The organism is Nocardia sp. NPDC049149, from assembly GCF_043197455.1.
Taxonomy (GTDB): Bacteria; Actinomycetota; Actinomycetes; order Mycobacteriales; family Mycobacteriaceae; genus Nocardia.
On the sequence record NZ_JBICTD010000005.1, the window covers coordinates 311,521 to 324,912 of the forward strand.

Sequence of the window (13,392 nt, forward strand, 5' to 3'; positions counted from 1 at the left end):
CGGAACCCACGTATTAACTCCTGTCACAAAACAAACCGAGGCGGAGATTATCCACCTGCGGAAACGTCAGACTTTTCGCGGCGTGTCCTCGACACATCGCCGGGAACATCGAGCCGTCGCAGTGCGCACCAGACCATCCGCATCCACAACGCCTCCAACCTGTCCCGCATCAGCCGACCTCGGCATACGCGTCAACCGCGGCCTGCAGGTCACCCAGAGCCGTCTCCAGCGGATGCGTCACGCCGGTGTCGGCCCGATAGTCGTTCAGGACAGGCTCGATGATCGCGGTCTTGGACAAGACATCCCGAGCGGCCAGCAGCAACGTCCGCTCACGCAGGGGTGAGGTCATCAGGCTTGCTCTTCCCTGATCGCGGCGGCGAGCGCCTGGCCGAACCGCTCGAACGCGCTGGCATCGACACGGCAGTTCACCTGACCGTCACCGACGGATTCGGTGGCGACCGGCAGGTCGAGCGTGCCGAGCTCGATCATGCGGTCGGTGCCATGCCAGCGAAGCAGCAGGTCCGCCTGCAGCATGCCGTCAGCCATCAGGTCCAGCCTCGGGATTCGCGGCCGTCGGGCGGGAACTCAATCCCGTGTCCGCCTCGCCCGTCGCCCGTCAGCGTGAACCGGCTGCCGTTTCCGCCCTGGTAAAGCACTCGGCGCGCTACTGGTGGGACGTCCTTGAGTGTCCATTCCTTGTAGACGTAGCTCTCGCCGGCGCGGTGCTGTGCCCGGCGGCCTTCAATGCGGTGACCCAGGCGAACCACGTTGCGCCCCAGCCACTTACGCAAGTCGACCGCTCCATCGAACAGTCGTCGCAGGCTCATAGACCAGACTGCCGATGCCATCCGCGTCCAGGGTCTCCAGGGGGATGACGTCGCCGCGGTCACTGTCGGCCTTCAAGTTGAACTCTGCGTCCCACAGGCGGATACGCGGGCCTGGGTCCAAACGCAGGGCTAGACGGCGTAGGCCGAGCCGCCTGGCCGTCTTGTGCAGCCGCCGACGCAGCTGCGTGCGAGTCACCACGTCAGCACCAGGATCGGTGTCGTGTAGACCTGCAGCTCGAGGGAGCGGATGGGATGGAAACACCAGGAGCGGACCAGGGCGGCAATGACATCCATCAGGGCTCCTTCGGCACGTCTGCGACGATCAGGCCGTCCTCGTTGGCGAGGTCGTCCTCGGTCTGCGTGAACTCCTCGCCGGTGTAGGCGTCACGGTGGGGCAGCTCATGCCCCGCCAGCAGGCCGCCACACCAGCTACGGCCCTCAGCCGCGTACTTGCCGCACGCCGGGTTGGAGCAGTCGTGCTTGACCTCGTGCTCATCGCAGTAGTAGTTGCCGCAACCAGGTTCGCCGTCCGCTTTGTGTCCGATCGGGTTCTGGCCACAGAGCTGGTCCAAACCCCTGCTGACTTCCGTCTTACAGCCCGCGAAGTCGCATACGGCGTCGACGAGGTAGCCCGCTTCGCGGCCGTCGGCCAGGGTGTAACTTCCGTATCCCATCAGGGCTCCTCAGCGTTGAGAACGGACAGGATCTCGGCGATGCGTGGTGGAGTCCAGCCGATCGGTTTCAGCACTCGACCGGTCGAGTCTCGGCGCACTCCGCCGATGAGTTTGTCGAAGTTCGAGCGGGCGACCTCGGCGGCGAGGAGCTCGGTCGTATGCGGGCCGTAGCGTTGCAGCAGGGTGCCCCATGCGACGACGATGATGTCCAGCAGCCCGTCCACCTGACCGGCCTCGTCGCCCTCAGTGAAGGCCGTGAAGTACTCGTTCCACTCTTCCGACAACGGTCACGAGCGGATCAGGGCCGCGAGATCGAACGTCAGGACTCCCGCATCACTGCCGCAGTGTCAGCCATCAGCGGCTCCAGCACCGTTACCGCGTCCTCGCCGAGCTGCGGTTGACCCAGCATCGCGGCGAGCTGATCCCCCACAGCGCCGACGACACGTTTGATATCGGCGGCCGAGATGACGTACTCGCCCGGCTGCAATGTGACCTCTGCATCAAACACCAGCGAGCTCCTTCCAATACTGGCGCTCGGTGTCAACCTGCCGCAGGCGCTCCCGGACGGTCAGCGGGTCGTATCCGAGGCGCCAGAGGATCCTGCGCCACACCGGGCGGTGCTCTGGGTAGGCGTAGAACGCCCCAGGCTGCTGACGCTGGAACATCAGGACTCCTCTGCGAGCATGGCAGCGAGCCGCTCCGCAGCCTGCTGTGGCGTGTGACCGTCCCACTCGGCTGCGGTCTGGAGCGGCTATACGGGCAGCGAACTGCTCCTGGGTATCTCCAGCCTCGACGGCGGCCGCGAATGCCTGTGCGGCGTTGCGGAGGCAGGGCCGGAAGATGTCGAGCACCGCGACGCCCAGGGGCTCCAGATGCAATGTTGCGGCGAGCTGATCGCCCGCCCGTGCAATGACCTCGCCCAGGCCCTTCTCGATCTCGGCTACATCCATCAGTCGCAGCTGCTGCTTCCGCCGTCGTAGCTGCTGCTCGATCCCGAATCACAGGACGAACTGGAGGACGAACTGTAGCTGTCCAGGGTGCCAACAGCAGCAGTGATCGCCGCCTCGGACCAGTCGAGACCAGCGGCCTGACGACGGCGGCGTTCCTCTTCTCGGCGTGCACGAGATGCCATGAGTGTGCTCCTCACGTTCGGGCCCAACGGCTAGTTGAGGGACCTACCCCGATTAGTTGGGGAGTTGCTCGGCGGAGTTGACCTGCGCCGATTGCGCAAAACCCCAGTTCGCTCGCGGCGGTCGCTCGCATGCATGCCAAAACCAAAATTTGGTTCAGTTTGGCGTTCGTTAGGAGTTGGAGCCGGTTGCCGAGGGCTCTGTCTCGGACCGGCCTGGCGCACCCGCAGCGCACTACCGGCTCTCTCGTGACCGACCGGCTTCTACGGTCGTCGGGTCATGCTGTTGGTCCACTGGGATTCGAACCCAGAACCCGCGGGTTAAAAGCCCGCTGCTCTGCCAATTGAGCTACGGACCAACGTTGCCGGGTCCGACCGCTCTCGCGGGAGCCGTGGCAGCACGGCGGGATACCCGGCCAACGAACTCGGATGTCTAGTTCAACTACACATCGCGACGAGCCTTGCAGCGCGCAGCAACATCTCACCGATGATCGGTTGAATCCCCCGGTAGACATAGCTATTCCACTGGTACCCGCAGCTTGCAGCAAGGGGTCACGCAGTGTCAAGCCGCCGCACCTTGCGGCGGGCTTGGATGTTCACCACATCCAATACCCGATAACGCGCTGGTGATTCGTTCGCGTCGACCGGTTGTAGCAACCCACGGGATATCCAGGAGTAAATCGTTCCCACCGGGATCGTTGAGGCTTTGGCGATCTCGGCGGGCGTGAGCACCGCAGCAACGAGTCGTTCGGCCGCGTCCGGCGGGACGTATTCCGGGGCGATCCAATGCTGCCCGGCTGCTCGGGCCTGCTCGTCCAGTTCCCGGCAACGTTGAGGGTCAGCCTTCATCAGCGCCCACCGGTAGCCTCGGGCGGCATCGCGGGCCCATTCCAGTTGGGTGCGTTGGACTTCGGCCATTACGCCGCCAGGAACGGGTTGTTCAGGCGCATGAATTCGTCTTGACCCCACACGTTGCGGCAGCTGCGGCAACGGACAGTGGATTCGGATAGCGACGCGAACACCAGTTGCCTGCCGCACACGTGGCAGGACTCGGGTAGCCACTCCTCGGAGGGTTCTTGCAGGCCGAGCAGATTGATGGCTTGATCGTGAAATCCGGCCAGCCGCAGGACGGCGTCGACGCCGTCGAGGGCTTCCTTGCCGAGGTAGTCCCCGCCCTGCGGGTGCGGGATGAGAGCGGGCACGACTTCCATCGGCCGGTCGATCAAGGTGCCCAGATTCGCCCCCAGGATCACCACACAGCGTCGTACACGCTCGATCGGGGCACTCGGAAGGGGGTCGCCGCGGGTGATCCGCAGCGTCCACCGCAGCGTCTCATTGTCGATCGCCTCCATCAACGCATCCACGGCGACGGGTATCAAGATCGGGCGTTCACCTGTGCCGGACACCCTCGGACCCGAGTTACGCGACCGCGGTTCGGTGCGGGCACACTGCAAAGCGCCGTAGTCGTCGCCGAGTTGCCGGATCGCATCGAAGGCATGAGCCTCGCATGATCGACACAGCGTGTTGGGGCGTTCGACGCCTTCCCCATGCCAGCGGTCTTCGGCATCCCTTGTGCGGGCCCTACAGCGGCGTCCCTGGCGGCATTCGTGCTCGACCCCTGTATCAGTGCACTCCATCGAACACCTCGCCTACTCGAATCGCCGACCAACAGCAGGCTATCCAAGTCGAGGAACGATCTCGAGTCGCCACACGACTGAACCCACCCCGTGATCGAGGTGGGTTCAGTCGGGAATTTGCCTGCCATGCCATACCGCGCGATGCCGTGCCGAGCGGAGACGCGCCACGCCGGGCCTAGCCGACGACCAGAATAACCGCCCCCGGACATGGCTACGGCCACCCGATGAGGAAAGGGTGGCCGTAGATAACGCCAGCGGGAGAACGGATCACTTCAACTGTGTGCACCCTCAGGGTAGCGGGTTACACCGCCGAGATCTCCGGCCACATCTGATACAGGTGCAGAGCAGCTTCTGGGTAGTTGTTTATGTTCTCGCCCTCCGCTAGGTACACATGGAAGGCGAGCGTGGCCGGGGCGGAGGGGAATCGGGGCGGGTGTGGCTGGTCGATGCTCACCTTCTGGAGGCGGTACCCCACGATATGTAGTTCGGTCTTCAATGGATCCAGGGCAGGCTTGGCGGCCGCGGGATGGAAGAGTTCGCCTGGCGGGCGTCCGTCGAACTCTCTGGTGTCCATGTGGATCGGGCCACCGATGAACAAGATCTTCCTCATGGCAACCTTTCTGGGGATAGCGGTTACGCCGACGGACTCGAGCCCGCCATGAGCGCCAGCTGCGGACGCCAGCCCGGGGCCATCCACTTGGGTAAGAATCCCGGCGGCGGAGCAAGGAACCTTCTGGCCGTCCACGTCAGATCCGCGTCTTCGAGGATGTCGCGCATAACCTCGTGCATCGGCCTCGATCGCCACTCCCGGATGCGGCGTAGCTCGACGTCGTCGCCTAAGTCGAGCGATGCTAGGGCTTCCCGCAGCGTTCCCGTAAGGGTGGGGGTGAAACCGCGCGTCTCGGCGGCGATCACGAGCCCTCCGCACACGTAAACCCTGCACTCGGGCAGAGCTGGCGGCGTGAACTCGCCCTCGAAAAGCGAACCAGGGCACAGGACTTCGGAGTCGTCGGTGGTGTACCGGTACTCGGGGTCGATCCGCTCGTTCTGCCGCATCTCCCACATGCGGCGGGTGATCGCCAGGCCATGCCAATGCTCGGCGCACCAGGAGTGCGGGCACTTGGGGAACGTGGGGTTGCCGTAGTCGTGGCCCGTCCTAGGCTCTCCTGCTGCAACCTGTTCTCGTACCTCGGCTTCGAGAGCGTCAACGGGTTCCGGCTCGGACGTGGCCGGTCGTTCGCTGGAAAACCACGTCTCCAGGACTTCGGTTTGCCATGGGTTCAGTAGGAGCCCTGCCGCAGCAAGAAGCCCGACCGCGGTGGCGGAAGGAGAGAACTGGGGTGTCCAAGGCACGGCACTCGGATCGTTGGTCATGGTGTTGACCCCTCGCGCCGATCCGGTGGGCACAGCGGACACGGCGGAGGATCCACCCAGTCATCCGACATCACCCAGCAATACAGACCGAGGAACTCCCCGCATGAGCATTTGACCTGGCCCGGATGCGAGGCATGGCCGTGGCTCACATGCCCGTCGTGACCTTCTCCGGCGTCACGCGGCCGACATCCCCACGCAAGCCAGTCGCGATCGTCGCCCATGTAGACGACAGCGGGAGTATCCAGGGCGGCGACCGTAAAGCGTGATTCGCACTCGATGCGTTCAGCGAGCAGCGCATCGAGGACTGCCACGAAGGAGCGCGCCCTGTCCGGGATCGAACAGACGGCGGACCACTCCGCGATCTGTTCGTCGGTCGCGCGGCGTTCTTCGCTCATGGTGTCAACTCCTCTGCCGACGCACCGGCACGCTGTAGCAGCCTGGCCCGCAGCTCCATCATCGCCCGCTTCCGGTTCACGACGGCACTTTTGGTGTCACTACAGGACGCCACCAGTCCGGTAGGTAGATGGACTACACGGGCAGTGCAGCGGTAGCCGGGCGAGGTGACGGGGACCGCGGTCGTGTACACATCGCACCGGAATTCCAGGTCATCGCTCATGGCGTCGCCGTCCATCCGTTCTGTCCGTGGATATGCCTCCGTAGCGCCCAGAACCCCGCCTCGACATCGGGCATGGCCAGCTCCCAGAACTCGCGGCCAGCGGCAGGCGACGGGTCCTGCTGGAGCACGGTGATCCGGCGGTGACGTTCGGCGGTGTCGCTCATGGGTTTGTTCCCCCCTCATCGAGGTCCAGGCCGACCTGTTGCCGCCCGGACCGCAAGGCGGCCTCATGCGATTCGAACACGCCCTCGAGCCATTGCCCCGACCAGGAGACCGTGTGGGTTCCGTCAGTGAACCCGTAGGTTTGGAATCCGTCGGGATGGGCCGTCCTCGACAGCAAGCGGTTCCTGGCGGCGCTCATCGTGCTGCTCCCTCGGCCTGCTTGGCGATCACACGGATGATTGCGCTCTCGGTGTCGGACTGATACCGGAACCGATGTTCGGTCAACTGTTGAATATCCCAGCCCTGCAACAGTGCTCGCACGTATGTGGGAGTGAAGAAGTGCCGGGTGCGGCCATTTCGGCGGAACATGCGGCCCGCGACGTGCTCCCCGGCCCCGAACAGTGGATCGTCGACACTCTTCACCTCGAACGCGAACACCCCGCCCGGACGGAGAGCTTCCGCGATCTCCGTGAACAGCTGCCCGGTCACCTCGGGGCTGAAGTAGTGCAGCGACAGTCGGGCATAGACGGCGTCCAGTTCGGCGTCGAACGATAGCGGCAGCCCACTTCGGAGGTCGTGTGCCATGAACGTCACGCTCACCTGATGGCGGGCCGCGTTCGCACGAGCCGCGTCGAGGGCGACCGTGGAAATGTCGGTGGCCCACACGGTGGCGCCGTGCTGGGCGAACCACACAGCGTCGGCGCCTTGCCCACAACCCAGCTCGAGAAGCTTGCCCGCGGTGGGATAACGCTCGCCGAGCAGCCACGCCAAGGCGGAGCGGTCACCGGTGGTGTCGCGAGCGCCGTGCCAAAGATCCCACGCCGCCTGCTGGCCGTCTGGATCAATCATGGTGCTCACATTCGTGAACGACGACTGATACGCGGGGCTCATGGCGTTCCTCCCGACCTGAAGCGCCGCAGCAACAGTCGGCCCCAGGCCTTGGCTGCGGCGTCGTACGCCTGCGGCTTGACCCGCTCCCACTCGTCCGCCAACCGCATGCGCTCGCGGTAATACTGGTCTGCGGCGCGAAGTCTCAGGCGCAACTCGAGCTCGTTCACGGTGTTCCTCCTGAGATTGCTACGTCGCTGGACGGGTAGCGCCGCACGGTGATCGTCAGGTCAGCGTCGGCCAGGATGTCGCGGAGCAGAGGCGCAAGCGGGGCGGTTCGATGCTCCCAAGCGCGCCTCAGTTCTGGGGTATCGCAGCCGAGCGGGTAGTAAGTGCTCATGTGGATGTTCCTCGATCAGGCACCCACTGGGTCGTATCAAATGGGTCCTCGGGCAGCACCCATTCCTCGATCTCGCCGAGTGTCAACAGGTGCTCGTAGAGCATCGCCTTCAAAGTGGATTTGCTCATCGTGTTCCTCCCTCGGAGGACCGCTCGGCGAAGTCGACCTGGCGCCCGCCGAAGTACCGCGAGTGCGTCACCTTGATCGATGCCAACGATTCGGATGACAGTGCGCAGATCTCGACGTTGTCGACCGCATACCGCGGGTCGCGCTCCAGGCGCAGACGCTCGGCCACCGCCTCACGGGCACCATCCGGGCCGTCGAACTCGCACAGTTGATGGTCGCCCGTGTGACGCTGATACAGGACCAGCAGTCCGTAGCTCATACGGGCGCTCCCCCCTCGGTGTCGGCGGCCGTCGCAAGGACCTGCGCCCACGCATCCCGATGCGGTCCTACCCTCTGGCTGACCCTGGCAGCGAAGGCCGCCTTGTCGGCCTCCATCTGCCCTCTTGACGCTTCCAGCACTGGCAGGATGGCATCGAGGTAGGCGCGATCCTGCGGGCTCATCCCCGCGCGCATCTCTTCCGTCTGAACGGCCAGGGCGGCTTCGTATTCAGCAAGGTCGTGTTTCGGTTGCTCGCTCACCGCTACTCCCCTTCCTCGGTGTCGGTGGGCAGAAATATGGCTCGTTCAGTCCATTCGGACATTCCGAACGCTCGAGCATCGCCTCAGCCGCTCGATAAGATCTCCGCTTTTCAGCCGCTCCAACACCCGCCCGTCGGCATGACGCAGCACAGTGTCGACATAGAGACGCGGCGGACCTTCCGAAGAGACCCAGTACTGCCGACCGCGCACCACCAGCGTCAGGCCGCCCCCGTCGAGGTCGAACATCACTGTGTCGCCGATCTGTAGACCCGCGAAACCCTCGTCATACAGATCAATACCGACGGAGTAATCGCCGCCGTCTCCCGGAAAATTGATGGTCACGGTGTATTCCACGGCGTCGCGCCTCCATCGGTGTCGGCCGGAAGGGTCACGTAGGCGACAGGTCCCGCCGGTGCAGGTGCCGCGACCATCGCCGTCGGCACATCAGCGAGGACGACACGGCAGCCGAACAGCATCACAGGCAGGCGCTCCTCCTTGACGCCTTCCCAATCCGCTTGCGGCAACACGATCGTGAGGTCGCTCATGTTCATGTACATCGCCTTCATGAGCTGACCGATCCGCATGTGCAGTGCCGCGAAATAGGGTTCGGCGCGCCGCTCCCCGTCGGCCTGTGCCAGCTCCTCAGCCGTCACCTGTTCTCTGCTCACGACCCGCCTCCCTCGGTGTCGGTGGGCGGGTCGTCGAGCGAGATCACCAGCGGGTCACCGTCTCCGAAGATGGTCACCTCAGCCCACCCTCTGCTGAACATGGCGCGCGCTTGGTCGGCGGCTTCCTCGATGGTGTCGGCATAGAACTCGACGTAGTCCTGATCGTCTCCGGGATCGTTGATCAAGAGCCCTGTCCATTTTCGACTCACGCTCGCGGCCCTCCCTCGGTGTCGGCGGCCGTAACGATGATGTACTCCCAATAGCCCGGAAGGTCTCCGTCCCTATCGGTCGGGTAGCCAGTGAGGTAGACGGCCGAGCCAGGCGTGGACTGCCAGCCGATGGAACTCTCGGCATCCGACTCGGCGCCAGCCTGCGCATCAGCGATGGTGGCGTAAAGGCCCATCGTTTCCTCGGAACCGTCGCAGGATTCGAAGTCACACTCGTGTCGCTGTAGCAGCACGAAACCCACGGGCTCCCTTCCCTCAGTATCGGTGGGCAGGCCCAGCCCCTTCGCCTCGGCCCTCGACATCACGAGCTGCTTCACCGTGGGTGAGGTGTTGCGCGTGATCACCGCCTCGATGCTCCATCGGCATTCGTCACAGCCACCGATCATCCGCATCTCGTTGCGGCCGTGCATCACGTCCACGACAAGCACCGTGGCGAGGGAGCAGCCCGCATCCTTCGTCTGCCAATCCAGGTCTCCACCGCATCCGGGGCAGGACATGGCCCGACACGGCACATTGTCGAACATGCCCATCAGCTGGCCTCCGTCTCCCTGGTGGGCTCGGTGTAGATCATTTGCCATCACATTCCCGCCAACTACGCACCTCGGAGCGCAACTCCAGCAGCTCCCGGAACAATCCGGCAAGAATCGGTTTGTAGTCGTCGGCGTAGTAGGCCGGGAAAGTGTTTCCGGGAAGCGGGTTCGCGTCGAAGTCGTGGTCAGAGCCGACGGCATCGTGATCGAACTCGGCGTCATACAGCCAGCGTTGGAGCTGATCGTCAGATGGGCGTTCCGTCACGGCTGCTCCTCGGTGGACTCGGCGTAGATGGAGGCCAATGCCTCGATCGCCGCTTCGAGTGCCTGAGCACGGAAGTACGCAGGCGAATACAGGTCGCGCCCGCTCACGACCTCGTCGTTCATTTGGCTGACGGCCCGGTTGTAGTCGCTGACAACTCGCCGTATCGCTGCGACGTCACGCAGGGTGCGCATCGGCTGCTGGCGGACCATCTGCATCGCGATATGTCCGCCAGGGTCAAAGTCGACGTCAGGGCCGATCGGTACGTCATCGCACATGTTCGGCACGCCAGGCTCATGCTGATCACAGCGCGAGTGCCCGCCGAGTTCGCCACAGACGCTGAACACCTCACCCCCCGAGTCTCGAACCCACCGTGCACCCGGCGTCGCCGCTCGGGCTATCGCTTCATCCTCGGCGAGGCCCGCCTCGAGCCGGGCCAGGGCGGTCAGCAAATCGTCAACGCTCACGACGTTTCCTCTGTGGTGTAGATACGGGCTAGGGCGGACAGCGCACCCGTGGCTCTGGATGCGACGCCCGGCCAATCGCAGTCATCGAATTCGGCGAGCTCAGTGAGCCACTCGATTGCATCCCGTAGAGCCTCCGTCTGACGGAGCGTGCGGGCCGGGGCGTGGCGTTCGATGTGCCCTGTCTCGCCGTCTCTCGTTTGGATGATGTCGTCGCCTTGCGGTGGAGACTGCGCGTCACACACGTAGATACCGCCGTCGAACAGCCCGCCTTGCAGCTTCCGTACGATCCACTCATCGCCACGGACCGCACCTTCTTTCCATGCTCCATGCGCGACCTGTTCGTCCTCGGCAAGACCTGCGGTCAACCGCGCTAATACGTCTTCAGCGCTCACGAGCTGTACACCTCCGGCTCCGACCGGGCCAGACCTGGATTGGCCACATACCACTGCACAGCAGCCGCCTGTAGCGCCTCACGCAGGCTGTCCCACACGTCATCCTGCGTCATCCCGTCGGGCAGGCTGTCCGGATCCTCGACCGTCGCCGTGAAGCTTCCCGTGTAGGCGAACTTGCTCATGGCTTCTCCTCGGGGAGCTCGGCGGAACATCCCCAACCGGCCGAGCAGGCGAACAACTGGCGCCCGTCGTCGCTGTAACCATCCGGGGCCGAGGTGGAACCAGGGATGAACGCGCGGCCGCACCGGATGCAGGCGTGGCCTTCCAGCTGTAGAGGGGTCATGACTTCTCCAGGACACGGTAGATGCGGGTCACGCCTTCGCCTCTCGTGCCGTTTCCGCAGCTGCCGCATCGGCCCACGCCTCCCGATTACGCCTCTCTGCGTTCTTCCGCCAGCCTTCGCGCGTCAACTCGTCGGCCCGATCGCTCACCTCCGGACCGAACTCCCACACGTGCGATGCGCACACCGCATTCCCAGCGACGATCGTCACGGCCGTGTCAATCTCTGACGGCGCCCCGCGCAGGCACAGCACGCACTTCAGGTGACTCATTTGTTTGTCGCTCACAGCTTCTCCTCAGACGGGGCACTGGACGGCCGGCGGCCGGTCAGCTCGCCGCACGCATAGCCAGAAGCACGGCCTGCCGGTGGTGCCGCACGGTCCGAGTGCCCGGAGCGCGGAGCCCGCGTTCCAGAATCTTCAGTTGCTCAAGCGGCAGGTCGACCATCGCGGTGGCCATCTCCTGAACCCATTCCATATCGTTGCCCAGCCGGTGGGAAGCAGTTTCGGAATTCATGGTGGCGGTCATTTGGGACTCCTGGGGTGGTTCCTGCTGCCGATGTTTAACTATAGCACTAGTGACCACTTGTGTACACTCCATTCCGCATCACAAGGCCCCCTTGGCTCGGCGATCTTCCTCCGCCTCCGCCAAATCGACCGGCACGACGGCCGCATACCTCCGCCCCCTGTTGGTGACATAGGTGATGCGGCTCCTGACGGCCGCGTCGTTGAGGACGTCCGCCAGCTGGTTCCGTAGCTCCCGCACACTCAACTCATCGGGGTTCACATTCTCAGCCATGCCACCTATGCTATCCCATGCCCCTTGGTGTACACTAGTGAACACATCAGCAGAACGGCCAACCCTGAACAGGAGACATCCCATGTCCGTCACCCTCCGCAGGACCCAGCCCGCCGGCGCAACCCTGACCACCCTCGCCTGCCACGTCCGCCTCGGACGGGTCCCTGACAGGACTGGATCGCCCAGGCCTGTGGCGTGTGGACAGGAATCCATTGATGCACGCATCCATGCGCACATGCGGCAATCCTGATCAGTCTTGATTGAGTCGGGCGCGGGCACAACCAGTGCGTGCCCAGGGCGACAACGCGGTCGTCCGCGCAGCCCCGAAACCTGTTCCTACCGAAAGGATTTCACCATGCCAGATCAGCCGAGCCTCACAGTCCGACAACTGCGCGAGGCGCTCGCGAACTACCCCGACGACCTCCCGGTCGTCGTGTGCGTAGCCGAGGACGAAGACAGCTTCCTCGAGTTTCTCATCACCAACGGCCCAAGCCATGGGCACGTCGACTGGGGCGACGGAAAGGGCGTGATCGTTGACAAGAGTCACGTCCAGATCGAAGCGTTCGAGTACTACCGGCCGACACGTCCGGAGTGATCGGCGATCTACGAGTCGGGCGGCTGAGCGAGGGTGATGGTGAACCGATTGTCCGCCAGCAGATCCACAGCGTGTTTTCGAGTGAGTTCGCAGCCCAGCTCCGCTAGTACTTCCTCGCCGATCTCCTGCCCGTCGGCAGCGGTGAGGTCAGCGAACATGCTGCGCGCCAACGAGTCTGTGACCAACTCACACAGTCGATCTTGTTCGGCCTGCTCGCGGTGGGCTCGCTGATAGTCGTCCAATGCGGCGGGATCCTCATGGAAGGCGATGACGTCGGTGTCGATCATAGAGTCCTCTCGGATTCGGGGTTGCTGTCGTCGGCTCCTCTGGGAGCGGGACATGGTGCGGGTCACGCGTCGGAATCCTTCCGCTGCTGGTCCAGTTCGATCGACAGCTCGAACGCCATCCGGCCGCTGTCGGTCAGTGCGTAGTAGCGGCGGCCGTCCTCGTCACACCTGTAGGCGATGAAGCCCTCGGCTCGCATCGAGTGCAGGGTCGTGAGCAGGCGCCACAGTCCAACCCCGGCGGTCGCGTCGATAGTGGAGGCGAAGACGCGGCGGTCTGGGTGGGCGAGGAATACGGCGCCGATCTTGGCTACCGCTTCGTTGGCTCGGGCGAAGCGCCAGTTCTGGTAACGGGCAAACAGTTTGTTCATGACTCTCCGTATCGACTGTCGGGGTGCAGGATTCGCCACGCACGAGCGGCGATCCGGTAGCGCACGGTCAGGGGTAGCCACTCCACGTCATGGATGGCAGTGGAGACGGCGTTGGCGAATCTGACGAACTCGATCCGGTCGACCGGATCGAGAACAGAAGGGCTCAT

Annotated in this window: 37 protein-coding genes and 1 tRNA gene; 1 reads left to right on the forward strand and 37 read right to left on the reverse strand. The window is 64.2% G+C overall.

Annotation, left to right across the window (positions count from 1 at the left end; translation table 11 throughout):
* Positions 1 to 169 precede the first annotated feature (169 nt).
* The 34 genes from ACGFNJ_RS21825 to ACGFNJ_RS21990 all read right to left on the reverse strand — a co-directional run bounded on the left by ACGFNJ_RS21825 (position 170) and on the right by ACGFNJ_RS21990 (position 11,975).
* Positions 170 to 349: a hypothetical protein gene (locus ACGFNJ_RS21825; protein WP_393450972.1), complete on the reverse strand. Its 180-nt coding sequence runs from the start codon at positions 347 to 349 to the stop codon at positions 170 to 172.
* Positions 349 to 546: a hypothetical protein gene (locus tag ACGFNJ_RS21830; RefSeq protein WP_393450975.1), complete on the reverse strand. Its 198-nt coding sequence runs from the start codon at positions 544 to 546 to the stop codon at positions 349 to 351. Before ACGFNJ_RS21830 ends, ACGFNJ_RS21825 begins: the two co-directional genes overlap by 1 nt.
* Before the next feature lie 237 nt (positions 547 to 783).
* Positions 784 to 1,026, reverse strand: a complete 243-nt coding sequence (locus ACGFNJ_RS21835) for a hypothetical protein (RefSeq protein ID WP_393450978.1) — start codon at positions 1,024 to 1,026, stop codon at positions 784 to 786.
* 94 nt (positions 1,027 to 1,120) lie between these two features.
* A complete protein-coding gene (locus tag ACGFNJ_RS21840; RefSeq protein ID WP_393450981.1) occupies positions 1,121 to 1,501 on the reverse strand; it encodes a hypothetical protein in 381 nt (126 codons plus the stop codon).
* Positions 1,501 to 1,785 (reverse strand): hypothetical protein, encoded by a 285-nt coding sequence (locus ACGFNJ_RS21845; RefSeq protein WP_393450984.1) that lies wholly within the window; start codon positions 1,783 to 1,785, stop codon positions 1,501 to 1,503. Before ACGFNJ_RS21845 ends, ACGFNJ_RS21840 begins: the two co-directional genes overlap by 1 nt.
* Before the next feature lie 35 nt (positions 1,786 to 1,820).
* Positions 1,821 to 2,009, reverse strand: a complete 189-nt coding sequence (locus tag ACGFNJ_RS21850) for a hypothetical protein (RefSeq protein ID WP_393450987.1) — start codon at positions 2,007 to 2,009, stop codon at positions 1,821 to 1,823.
* Positions 2,002 to 2,451: a hypothetical protein gene (locus ACGFNJ_RS21855; RefSeq protein ID WP_393450990.1), complete on the reverse strand. Its 450-nt coding sequence runs from the start codon at positions 2,449 to 2,451 to the stop codon at positions 2,002 to 2,004. The genes ACGFNJ_RS21850 and ACGFNJ_RS21855 overlap by 8 nt, the downstream gene beginning before the upstream one ends.
* A complete protein-coding gene (locus tag ACGFNJ_RS21860) occupies positions 2,451 to 2,633 on the reverse strand; it encodes a hypothetical protein (RefSeq protein WP_393450993.1) in 183 nt (60 codons plus the stop codon). The genes ACGFNJ_RS21855 and ACGFNJ_RS21860 overlap by 1 nt, the downstream gene beginning before the upstream one ends.
* Positions 2,634 to 2,916: 283 nt before the next feature.
* Positions 2,917 to 2,989 (reverse strand) — tRNA-Lys (locus tag ACGFNJ_RS21865).
* A gap of 193 nt (positions 2,990 to 3,182) precedes the next feature.
* Positions 3,183 to 3,548 carry a hypothetical protein gene (locus ACGFNJ_RS21870; RefSeq protein WP_393450996.1) on the reverse strand — a complete coding sequence of 122 codons (366 nt, stop codon included), beginning with the start codon at positions 3,546 to 3,548 and terminating at the stop codon, positions 3,183 to 3,185.
* Positions 3,548 to 4,036: a hypothetical protein gene (locus ACGFNJ_RS21875; RefSeq protein ID WP_393450999.1), complete on the reverse strand. Its 489-nt coding sequence runs from the start codon at positions 4,034 to 4,036 to the stop codon at positions 3,548 to 3,550. The genes ACGFNJ_RS21870 and ACGFNJ_RS21875 overlap by 1 nt, the downstream gene beginning before the upstream one ends.
* A 532-nt stretch (positions 4,037 to 4,568) precedes the next feature.
* Positions 4,569 to 4,877, reverse strand: coding sequence for a hypothetical protein (locus tag ACGFNJ_RS21880; RefSeq protein ID WP_393451002.1), 309 nt, complete (start codon positions 4,875 to 4,877; stop codon positions 4,569 to 4,571).
* A 23-nt stretch (positions 4,878 to 4,900) separates the two neighbouring features.
* Positions 4,901 to 5,641 carry a hypothetical protein gene (locus tag ACGFNJ_RS21885; protein WP_393451005.1) on the reverse strand — a complete coding sequence of 247 codons (741 nt, stop codon included), beginning with the start codon at positions 5,639 to 5,641 and terminating at the stop codon, positions 4,901 to 4,903.
* The gene (locus ACGFNJ_RS21890; RefSeq protein ID WP_393451007.1) at positions 5,638 to 6,036 is read right to left on the reverse strand and encodes a hypothetical protein; all 399 of its coding nucleotides are present in this window, start codon (positions 6,034 to 6,036) and stop codon (positions 5,638 to 5,640) included. Before ACGFNJ_RS21890 ends, ACGFNJ_RS21885 begins: the two co-directional genes overlap by 4 nt.
* The gene (locus ACGFNJ_RS21895; protein WP_393451010.1) at positions 6,033 to 6,257 is read right to left on the reverse strand and encodes a peptide chain release factor family protein; all 225 of its coding nucleotides are present in this window, start codon (positions 6,255 to 6,257) and stop codon (positions 6,033 to 6,035) included. Before ACGFNJ_RS21895 ends, ACGFNJ_RS21890 begins: the two co-directional genes overlap by 4 nt.
* Positions 6,254 to 6,421 carry a hypothetical protein gene (locus ACGFNJ_RS21900; protein ID WP_393451013.1) on the reverse strand — a complete coding sequence of 56 codons (168 nt, stop codon included), beginning with the start codon at positions 6,419 to 6,421 and terminating at the stop codon, positions 6,254 to 6,256. Before ACGFNJ_RS21900 ends, ACGFNJ_RS21895 begins: the two co-directional genes overlap by 4 nt.
* A 193-nt stretch (positions 6,422 to 6,614) precedes the next feature.
* Entirely contained in the window at positions 6,615 to 7,268 is a 654-nt protein-coding gene (locus ACGFNJ_RS21905) for a class I SAM-dependent methyltransferase (protein ID WP_393451016.1), read from the reverse strand.
* A gap of 38 nt (positions 7,269 to 7,306) precedes the next feature.
* The gene (locus ACGFNJ_RS21910) at positions 7,307 to 7,477 is read right to left on the reverse strand and encodes a hypothetical protein (protein WP_393451020.1); all 171 of its coding nucleotides are present in this window, start codon (positions 7,475 to 7,477) and stop codon (positions 7,307 to 7,309) included.
* Entirely contained in the window at positions 7,474 to 7,647 is a 174-nt protein-coding gene (locus ACGFNJ_RS21915; RefSeq protein WP_393451023.1) for a hypothetical protein, read from the reverse strand. The genes ACGFNJ_RS21910 and ACGFNJ_RS21915 overlap by 4 nt, the downstream gene beginning before the upstream one ends.
* Positions 7,644 to 7,775 carry a hypothetical protein gene (locus ACGFNJ_RS21920; protein WP_393451026.1) on the reverse strand — a complete coding sequence of 44 codons (132 nt, stop codon included), beginning with the start codon at positions 7,773 to 7,775 and terminating at the stop codon, positions 7,644 to 7,646. The genes ACGFNJ_RS21915 and ACGFNJ_RS21920 overlap by 4 nt, the downstream gene beginning before the upstream one ends.
* Complete coding sequence (locus ACGFNJ_RS21925) at positions 7,772 to 8,032, reverse strand: hypothetical protein (RefSeq protein WP_393451029.1); 261 nt, start codon at positions 8,030 to 8,032, stop codon at positions 7,772 to 7,774. Before ACGFNJ_RS21925 ends, ACGFNJ_RS21920 begins: the two co-directional genes overlap by 4 nt.
* Positions 8,029 to 8,292: a hypothetical protein gene (locus tag ACGFNJ_RS21930; RefSeq protein WP_393451032.1), complete on the reverse strand. Its 264-nt coding sequence runs from the start codon at positions 8,290 to 8,292 to the stop codon at positions 8,029 to 8,031. The genes ACGFNJ_RS21925 and ACGFNJ_RS21930 overlap by 4 nt, the downstream gene beginning before the upstream one ends.
* Positions 8,293 to 8,337: 45 nt before the next feature.
* The gene (locus ACGFNJ_RS21935; RefSeq protein ID WP_393451035.1) at positions 8,338 to 8,646 is read right to left on the reverse strand and encodes a hypothetical protein; all 309 of its coding nucleotides are present in this window, start codon (positions 8,644 to 8,646) and stop codon (positions 8,338 to 8,340) included.
* Positions 8,631 to 8,960, reverse strand: a complete 330-nt coding sequence (locus tag ACGFNJ_RS21940; protein ID WP_393451038.1) for a hypothetical protein — start codon at positions 8,958 to 8,960, stop codon at positions 8,631 to 8,633. Before ACGFNJ_RS21940 ends, ACGFNJ_RS21935 begins: the two co-directional genes overlap by 16 nt.
* Positions 8,957 to 9,169 (reverse strand): hypothetical protein, encoded by a 213-nt coding sequence (locus ACGFNJ_RS21945; RefSeq protein WP_393451041.1) that lies wholly within the window; start codon positions 9,167 to 9,169, stop codon positions 8,957 to 8,959. Before ACGFNJ_RS21945 ends, ACGFNJ_RS21940 begins: the two co-directional genes overlap by 4 nt.
* Complete coding sequence (locus ACGFNJ_RS21950) at positions 9,166 to 9,717, reverse strand: hypothetical protein (RefSeq protein ID WP_393451044.1); 552 nt, start codon at positions 9,715 to 9,717, stop codon at positions 9,166 to 9,168. Before ACGFNJ_RS21950 ends, ACGFNJ_RS21945 begins: the two co-directional genes overlap by 4 nt.
* Before the next feature lie 37 nt (positions 9,718 to 9,754).
* Positions 9,755 to 9,982 (reverse strand): hypothetical protein, encoded by a 228-nt coding sequence (locus ACGFNJ_RS21955; RefSeq protein ID WP_393451047.1) that lies wholly within the window; start codon positions 9,980 to 9,982, stop codon positions 9,755 to 9,757.
* Positions 9,979 to 10,446 carry a DUF6221 family protein gene (locus ACGFNJ_RS21960; RefSeq protein WP_393451050.1) on the reverse strand — a complete coding sequence of 156 codons (468 nt, stop codon included), beginning with the start codon at positions 10,444 to 10,446 and terminating at the stop codon, positions 9,979 to 9,981. Before ACGFNJ_RS21960 ends, ACGFNJ_RS21955 begins: the two co-directional genes overlap by 4 nt.
* Entirely contained in the window at positions 10,443 to 10,838 is a 396-nt protein-coding gene (locus ACGFNJ_RS21965; protein ID WP_393451053.1) for a DUF6221 family protein, read from the reverse strand. Before ACGFNJ_RS21965 ends, ACGFNJ_RS21960 begins: the two co-directional genes overlap by 4 nt.
* Positions 10,835 to 11,020 (reverse strand): hypothetical protein, encoded by a 186-nt coding sequence (locus ACGFNJ_RS21970; RefSeq protein ID WP_393451056.1) that lies wholly within the window; start codon positions 11,018 to 11,020, stop codon positions 10,835 to 10,837. The genes ACGFNJ_RS21965 and ACGFNJ_RS21970 overlap by 4 nt, the downstream gene beginning before the upstream one ends.
* Entirely contained in the window at positions 11,017 to 11,181 is a 165-nt protein-coding gene (locus ACGFNJ_RS21975; protein WP_393451059.1) for a hypothetical protein, read from the reverse strand. Before ACGFNJ_RS21975 ends, ACGFNJ_RS21970 begins: the two co-directional genes overlap by 4 nt.
* Before the next feature lie 28 nt (positions 11,182 to 11,209).
* Positions 11,210 to 11,464 (reverse strand): hypothetical protein, encoded by a 255-nt coding sequence (locus ACGFNJ_RS21980; protein WP_393451062.1) that lies wholly within the window; start codon positions 11,462 to 11,464, stop codon positions 11,210 to 11,212.
* A 40-nt stretch (positions 11,465 to 11,504) separates the two neighbouring features.
* A complete protein-coding gene (locus tag ACGFNJ_RS21985; protein WP_393451065.1) occupies positions 11,505 to 11,705 on the reverse strand; it encodes a hypothetical protein in 201 nt (66 codons plus the stop codon).
* A gap of 78 nt (positions 11,706 to 11,783) precedes the next feature.
* A complete protein-coding gene (locus ACGFNJ_RS21990) occupies positions 11,784 to 11,975 on the reverse strand; it encodes a type II toxin-antitoxin system prevent-host-death family antitoxin (protein WP_393451068.1) in 192 nt (63 codons plus the stop codon).
* A 355-nt stretch (positions 11,976 to 12,330) separates the two neighbouring features.
* Here ACGFNJ_RS21990 and ACGFNJ_RS21995 point away from each other — a divergent pair, with 355 nt between their 5' ends.
* The gene (locus ACGFNJ_RS21995; protein ID WP_393451071.1) at positions 12,331 to 12,570 is read left to right on the forward strand and encodes a DUF6225 family protein; all 240 of its coding nucleotides are present in this window, start codon (positions 12,331 to 12,333) and stop codon (positions 12,568 to 12,570) included.
* A gap of 8 nt (positions 12,571 to 12,578) precedes the next feature.
* On the opposite strand, the gene ACGFNJ_RS22000 is transcribed toward ACGFNJ_RS21995, so the two are convergent.
* The 3 genes from ACGFNJ_RS22000 to ACGFNJ_RS22010 form a co-directional block, all read right to left on the reverse strand.
* Positions 12,579 to 12,857 carry a hypothetical protein gene (locus tag ACGFNJ_RS22000; RefSeq protein WP_393451074.1) on the reverse strand — a complete coding sequence of 93 codons (279 nt, stop codon included), beginning with the start codon at positions 12,855 to 12,857 and terminating at the stop codon, positions 12,579 to 12,581.
* 62 nt (positions 12,858 to 12,919) lie between these two features.
* Positions 12,920 to 13,225, reverse strand: coding sequence for a hypothetical protein (locus ACGFNJ_RS22005; RefSeq protein ID WP_393451077.1), 306 nt, complete (start codon positions 13,223 to 13,225; stop codon positions 12,920 to 12,922).
* Complete coding sequence (locus ACGFNJ_RS22010; protein ID WP_393451079.1) at positions 13,222 to 13,392, reverse strand: hypothetical protein; 171 nt, start codon at positions 13,390 to 13,392, stop codon at positions 13,222 to 13,224. Before ACGFNJ_RS22010 ends, ACGFNJ_RS22005 begins: the two co-directional genes overlap by 4 nt.

What these genes read in the sequence shown, in the direction of transcription:
- ACGFNJ_RS21825 (WP_393450972.1), bottom strand. Translation starts at nt 349, where the DNA reads ATGACCTCACCCCTGCGTGAGCGGACGTTGCTGCTGGCCGCTCGGGAT.
- ACGFNJ_RS21830 (WP_393450975.1), bottom strand. Translation starts at nt 546, where the DNA reads ATGGCTGACGGCATGCTGCAGGCGGACCTGCTGCTTCGCTGGCATGGC.
- ACGFNJ_RS21840 (WP_393450981.1), bottom strand. Translation starts at nt 1,501, where the DNA reads ATGGGATACGGAAGTTACACCCTGGCCGACGGCCGCGAAGCGGGCTAC.
- ACGFNJ_RS21855 (WP_393450990.1), bottom strand. Translation starts at nt 2,451, where the DNA reads ATGGATGTAGCCGAGATCGAGAAGGGCCTGGGCGAGGTCATTGCACGG.
- ACGFNJ_RS21860 (WP_393450993.1), bottom strand. Translation starts at nt 2,633, where the DNA reads ATGGCATCTCGTGCACGCCGAGAAGAGGAACGCCGCCGTCGTCAGGCC.
- ACGFNJ_RS21870 (WP_393450996.1), bottom strand. Translation starts at nt 3,548, where the DNA reads ATGGCCGAAGTCCAACGCACCCAACTGGAATGGGCCCGCGATGCCGCC.
- ACGFNJ_RS21880 (WP_393451002.1), bottom strand. Translation starts at nt 4,877, where the DNA reads ATGAGGAAGATCTTGTTCATCGGTGGCCCGATCCACATGGACACCAGA.
- ACGFNJ_RS21885 (WP_393451005.1), bottom strand. Translation starts at nt 5,641, where the DNA reads ATGACCAACGATCCGAGTGCCGTGCCTTGGACACCCCAGTTCTCTCCT.
- ACGFNJ_RS21890 (WP_393451007.1), bottom strand. Translation starts at nt 6,036, where the DNA reads ATGAGCGAAGAACGCCGCGCGACCGACGAACAGATCGCGGAGTGGTCC.
- ACGFNJ_RS21895 (WP_393451010.1), bottom strand. Translation starts at nt 6,257, where the DNA reads ATGAGCGATGACCTGGAATTCCGGTGCGATGTGTACACGACCGCGGTC.
- ACGFNJ_RS21900 (WP_393451013.1), bottom strand. Translation starts at nt 6,421, where the DNA reads ATGAGCGACACCGCCGAACGTCACCGCCGGATCACCGTGCTCCAGCAG.
- ACGFNJ_RS21905 (WP_393451016.1), bottom strand. Translation starts at nt 7,268, where the DNA reads ATGATTGATCCAGACGGCCAGCAGGCGGCGTGGGATCTTTGGCACGGC.
- ACGFNJ_RS21915 (WP_393451023.1), bottom strand. Translation starts at nt 7,647, where the DNA reads ATGAGCACTTACTACCCGCTCGGCTGCGATACCCCAGAACTGAGGCGC.
- ACGFNJ_RS21920 (WP_393451026.1), bottom strand. Translation starts at nt 7,775, where the DNA reads ATGAGCAAATCCACTTTGAAGGCGATGCTCTACGAGCACCTGTTGACA.
- ACGFNJ_RS21925 (WP_393451029.1), bottom strand. Translation starts at nt 8,032, where the DNA reads ATGAGCTACGGACTGCTGGTCCTGTATCAGCGTCACACGGGCGACCAT.
- ACGFNJ_RS21950 (WP_393451044.1), bottom strand. Translation starts at nt 9,717, where the DNA reads ATGGGCATGTTCGACAATGTGCCGTGTCGGGCCATGTCCTGCCCCGGA.
- ACGFNJ_RS21970 (WP_393451056.1), bottom strand. Translation starts at nt 11,020, where the DNA reads ATGAGCAAGTTCGCCTACACGGGAAGCTTCACGGCGACGGTCGAGGAT.
- ACGFNJ_RS21975 (WP_393451059.1), bottom strand. Translation starts at nt 11,181, where the DNA reads ATGACCCCTCTACAGCTGGAAGGCCACGCCTGCATCCGGTGCGGCCGC.
- ACGFNJ_RS21985 (WP_393451065.1), bottom strand. Translation starts at nt 11,705, where the DNA reads ATGACCGCCACCATGAATTCCGAAACTGCTTCCCACCGGCTGGGCAAC.
- ACGFNJ_RS21990 (WP_393451068.1), bottom strand. Translation starts at nt 11,975, where the DNA reads ATGGCTGAGAATGTGAACCCCGATGAGTTGAGTGTGCGGGAGCTACGG.
- ACGFNJ_RS21995 (WP_393451071.1), top strand. Translation starts at nt 12,331, where the DNA reads ATGCCAGATCAGCCGAGCCTCACAGTCCGACAACTGCGCGAGGCGCTC.
- ACGFNJ_RS22000 (WP_393451074.1), bottom strand. Translation starts at nt 12,857, where the DNA reads ATGATCGACACCGACGTCATCGCCTTCCATGAGGATCCCGCCGCATTG.
- ACGFNJ_RS22005 (WP_393451077.1), bottom strand. Translation starts at nt 13,225, where the DNA reads ATGAACAAACTGTTTGCCCGTTACCAGAACTGGCGCTTCGCCCGAGCC.
- ACGFNJ_RS22010 (WP_393451079.1), bottom strand. Translation starts at nt 13,392, where the DNA reads ATGAGCCCTTCTGTTCTCGATCCGGTCGACCGGATCGAGTTCGTCAGA.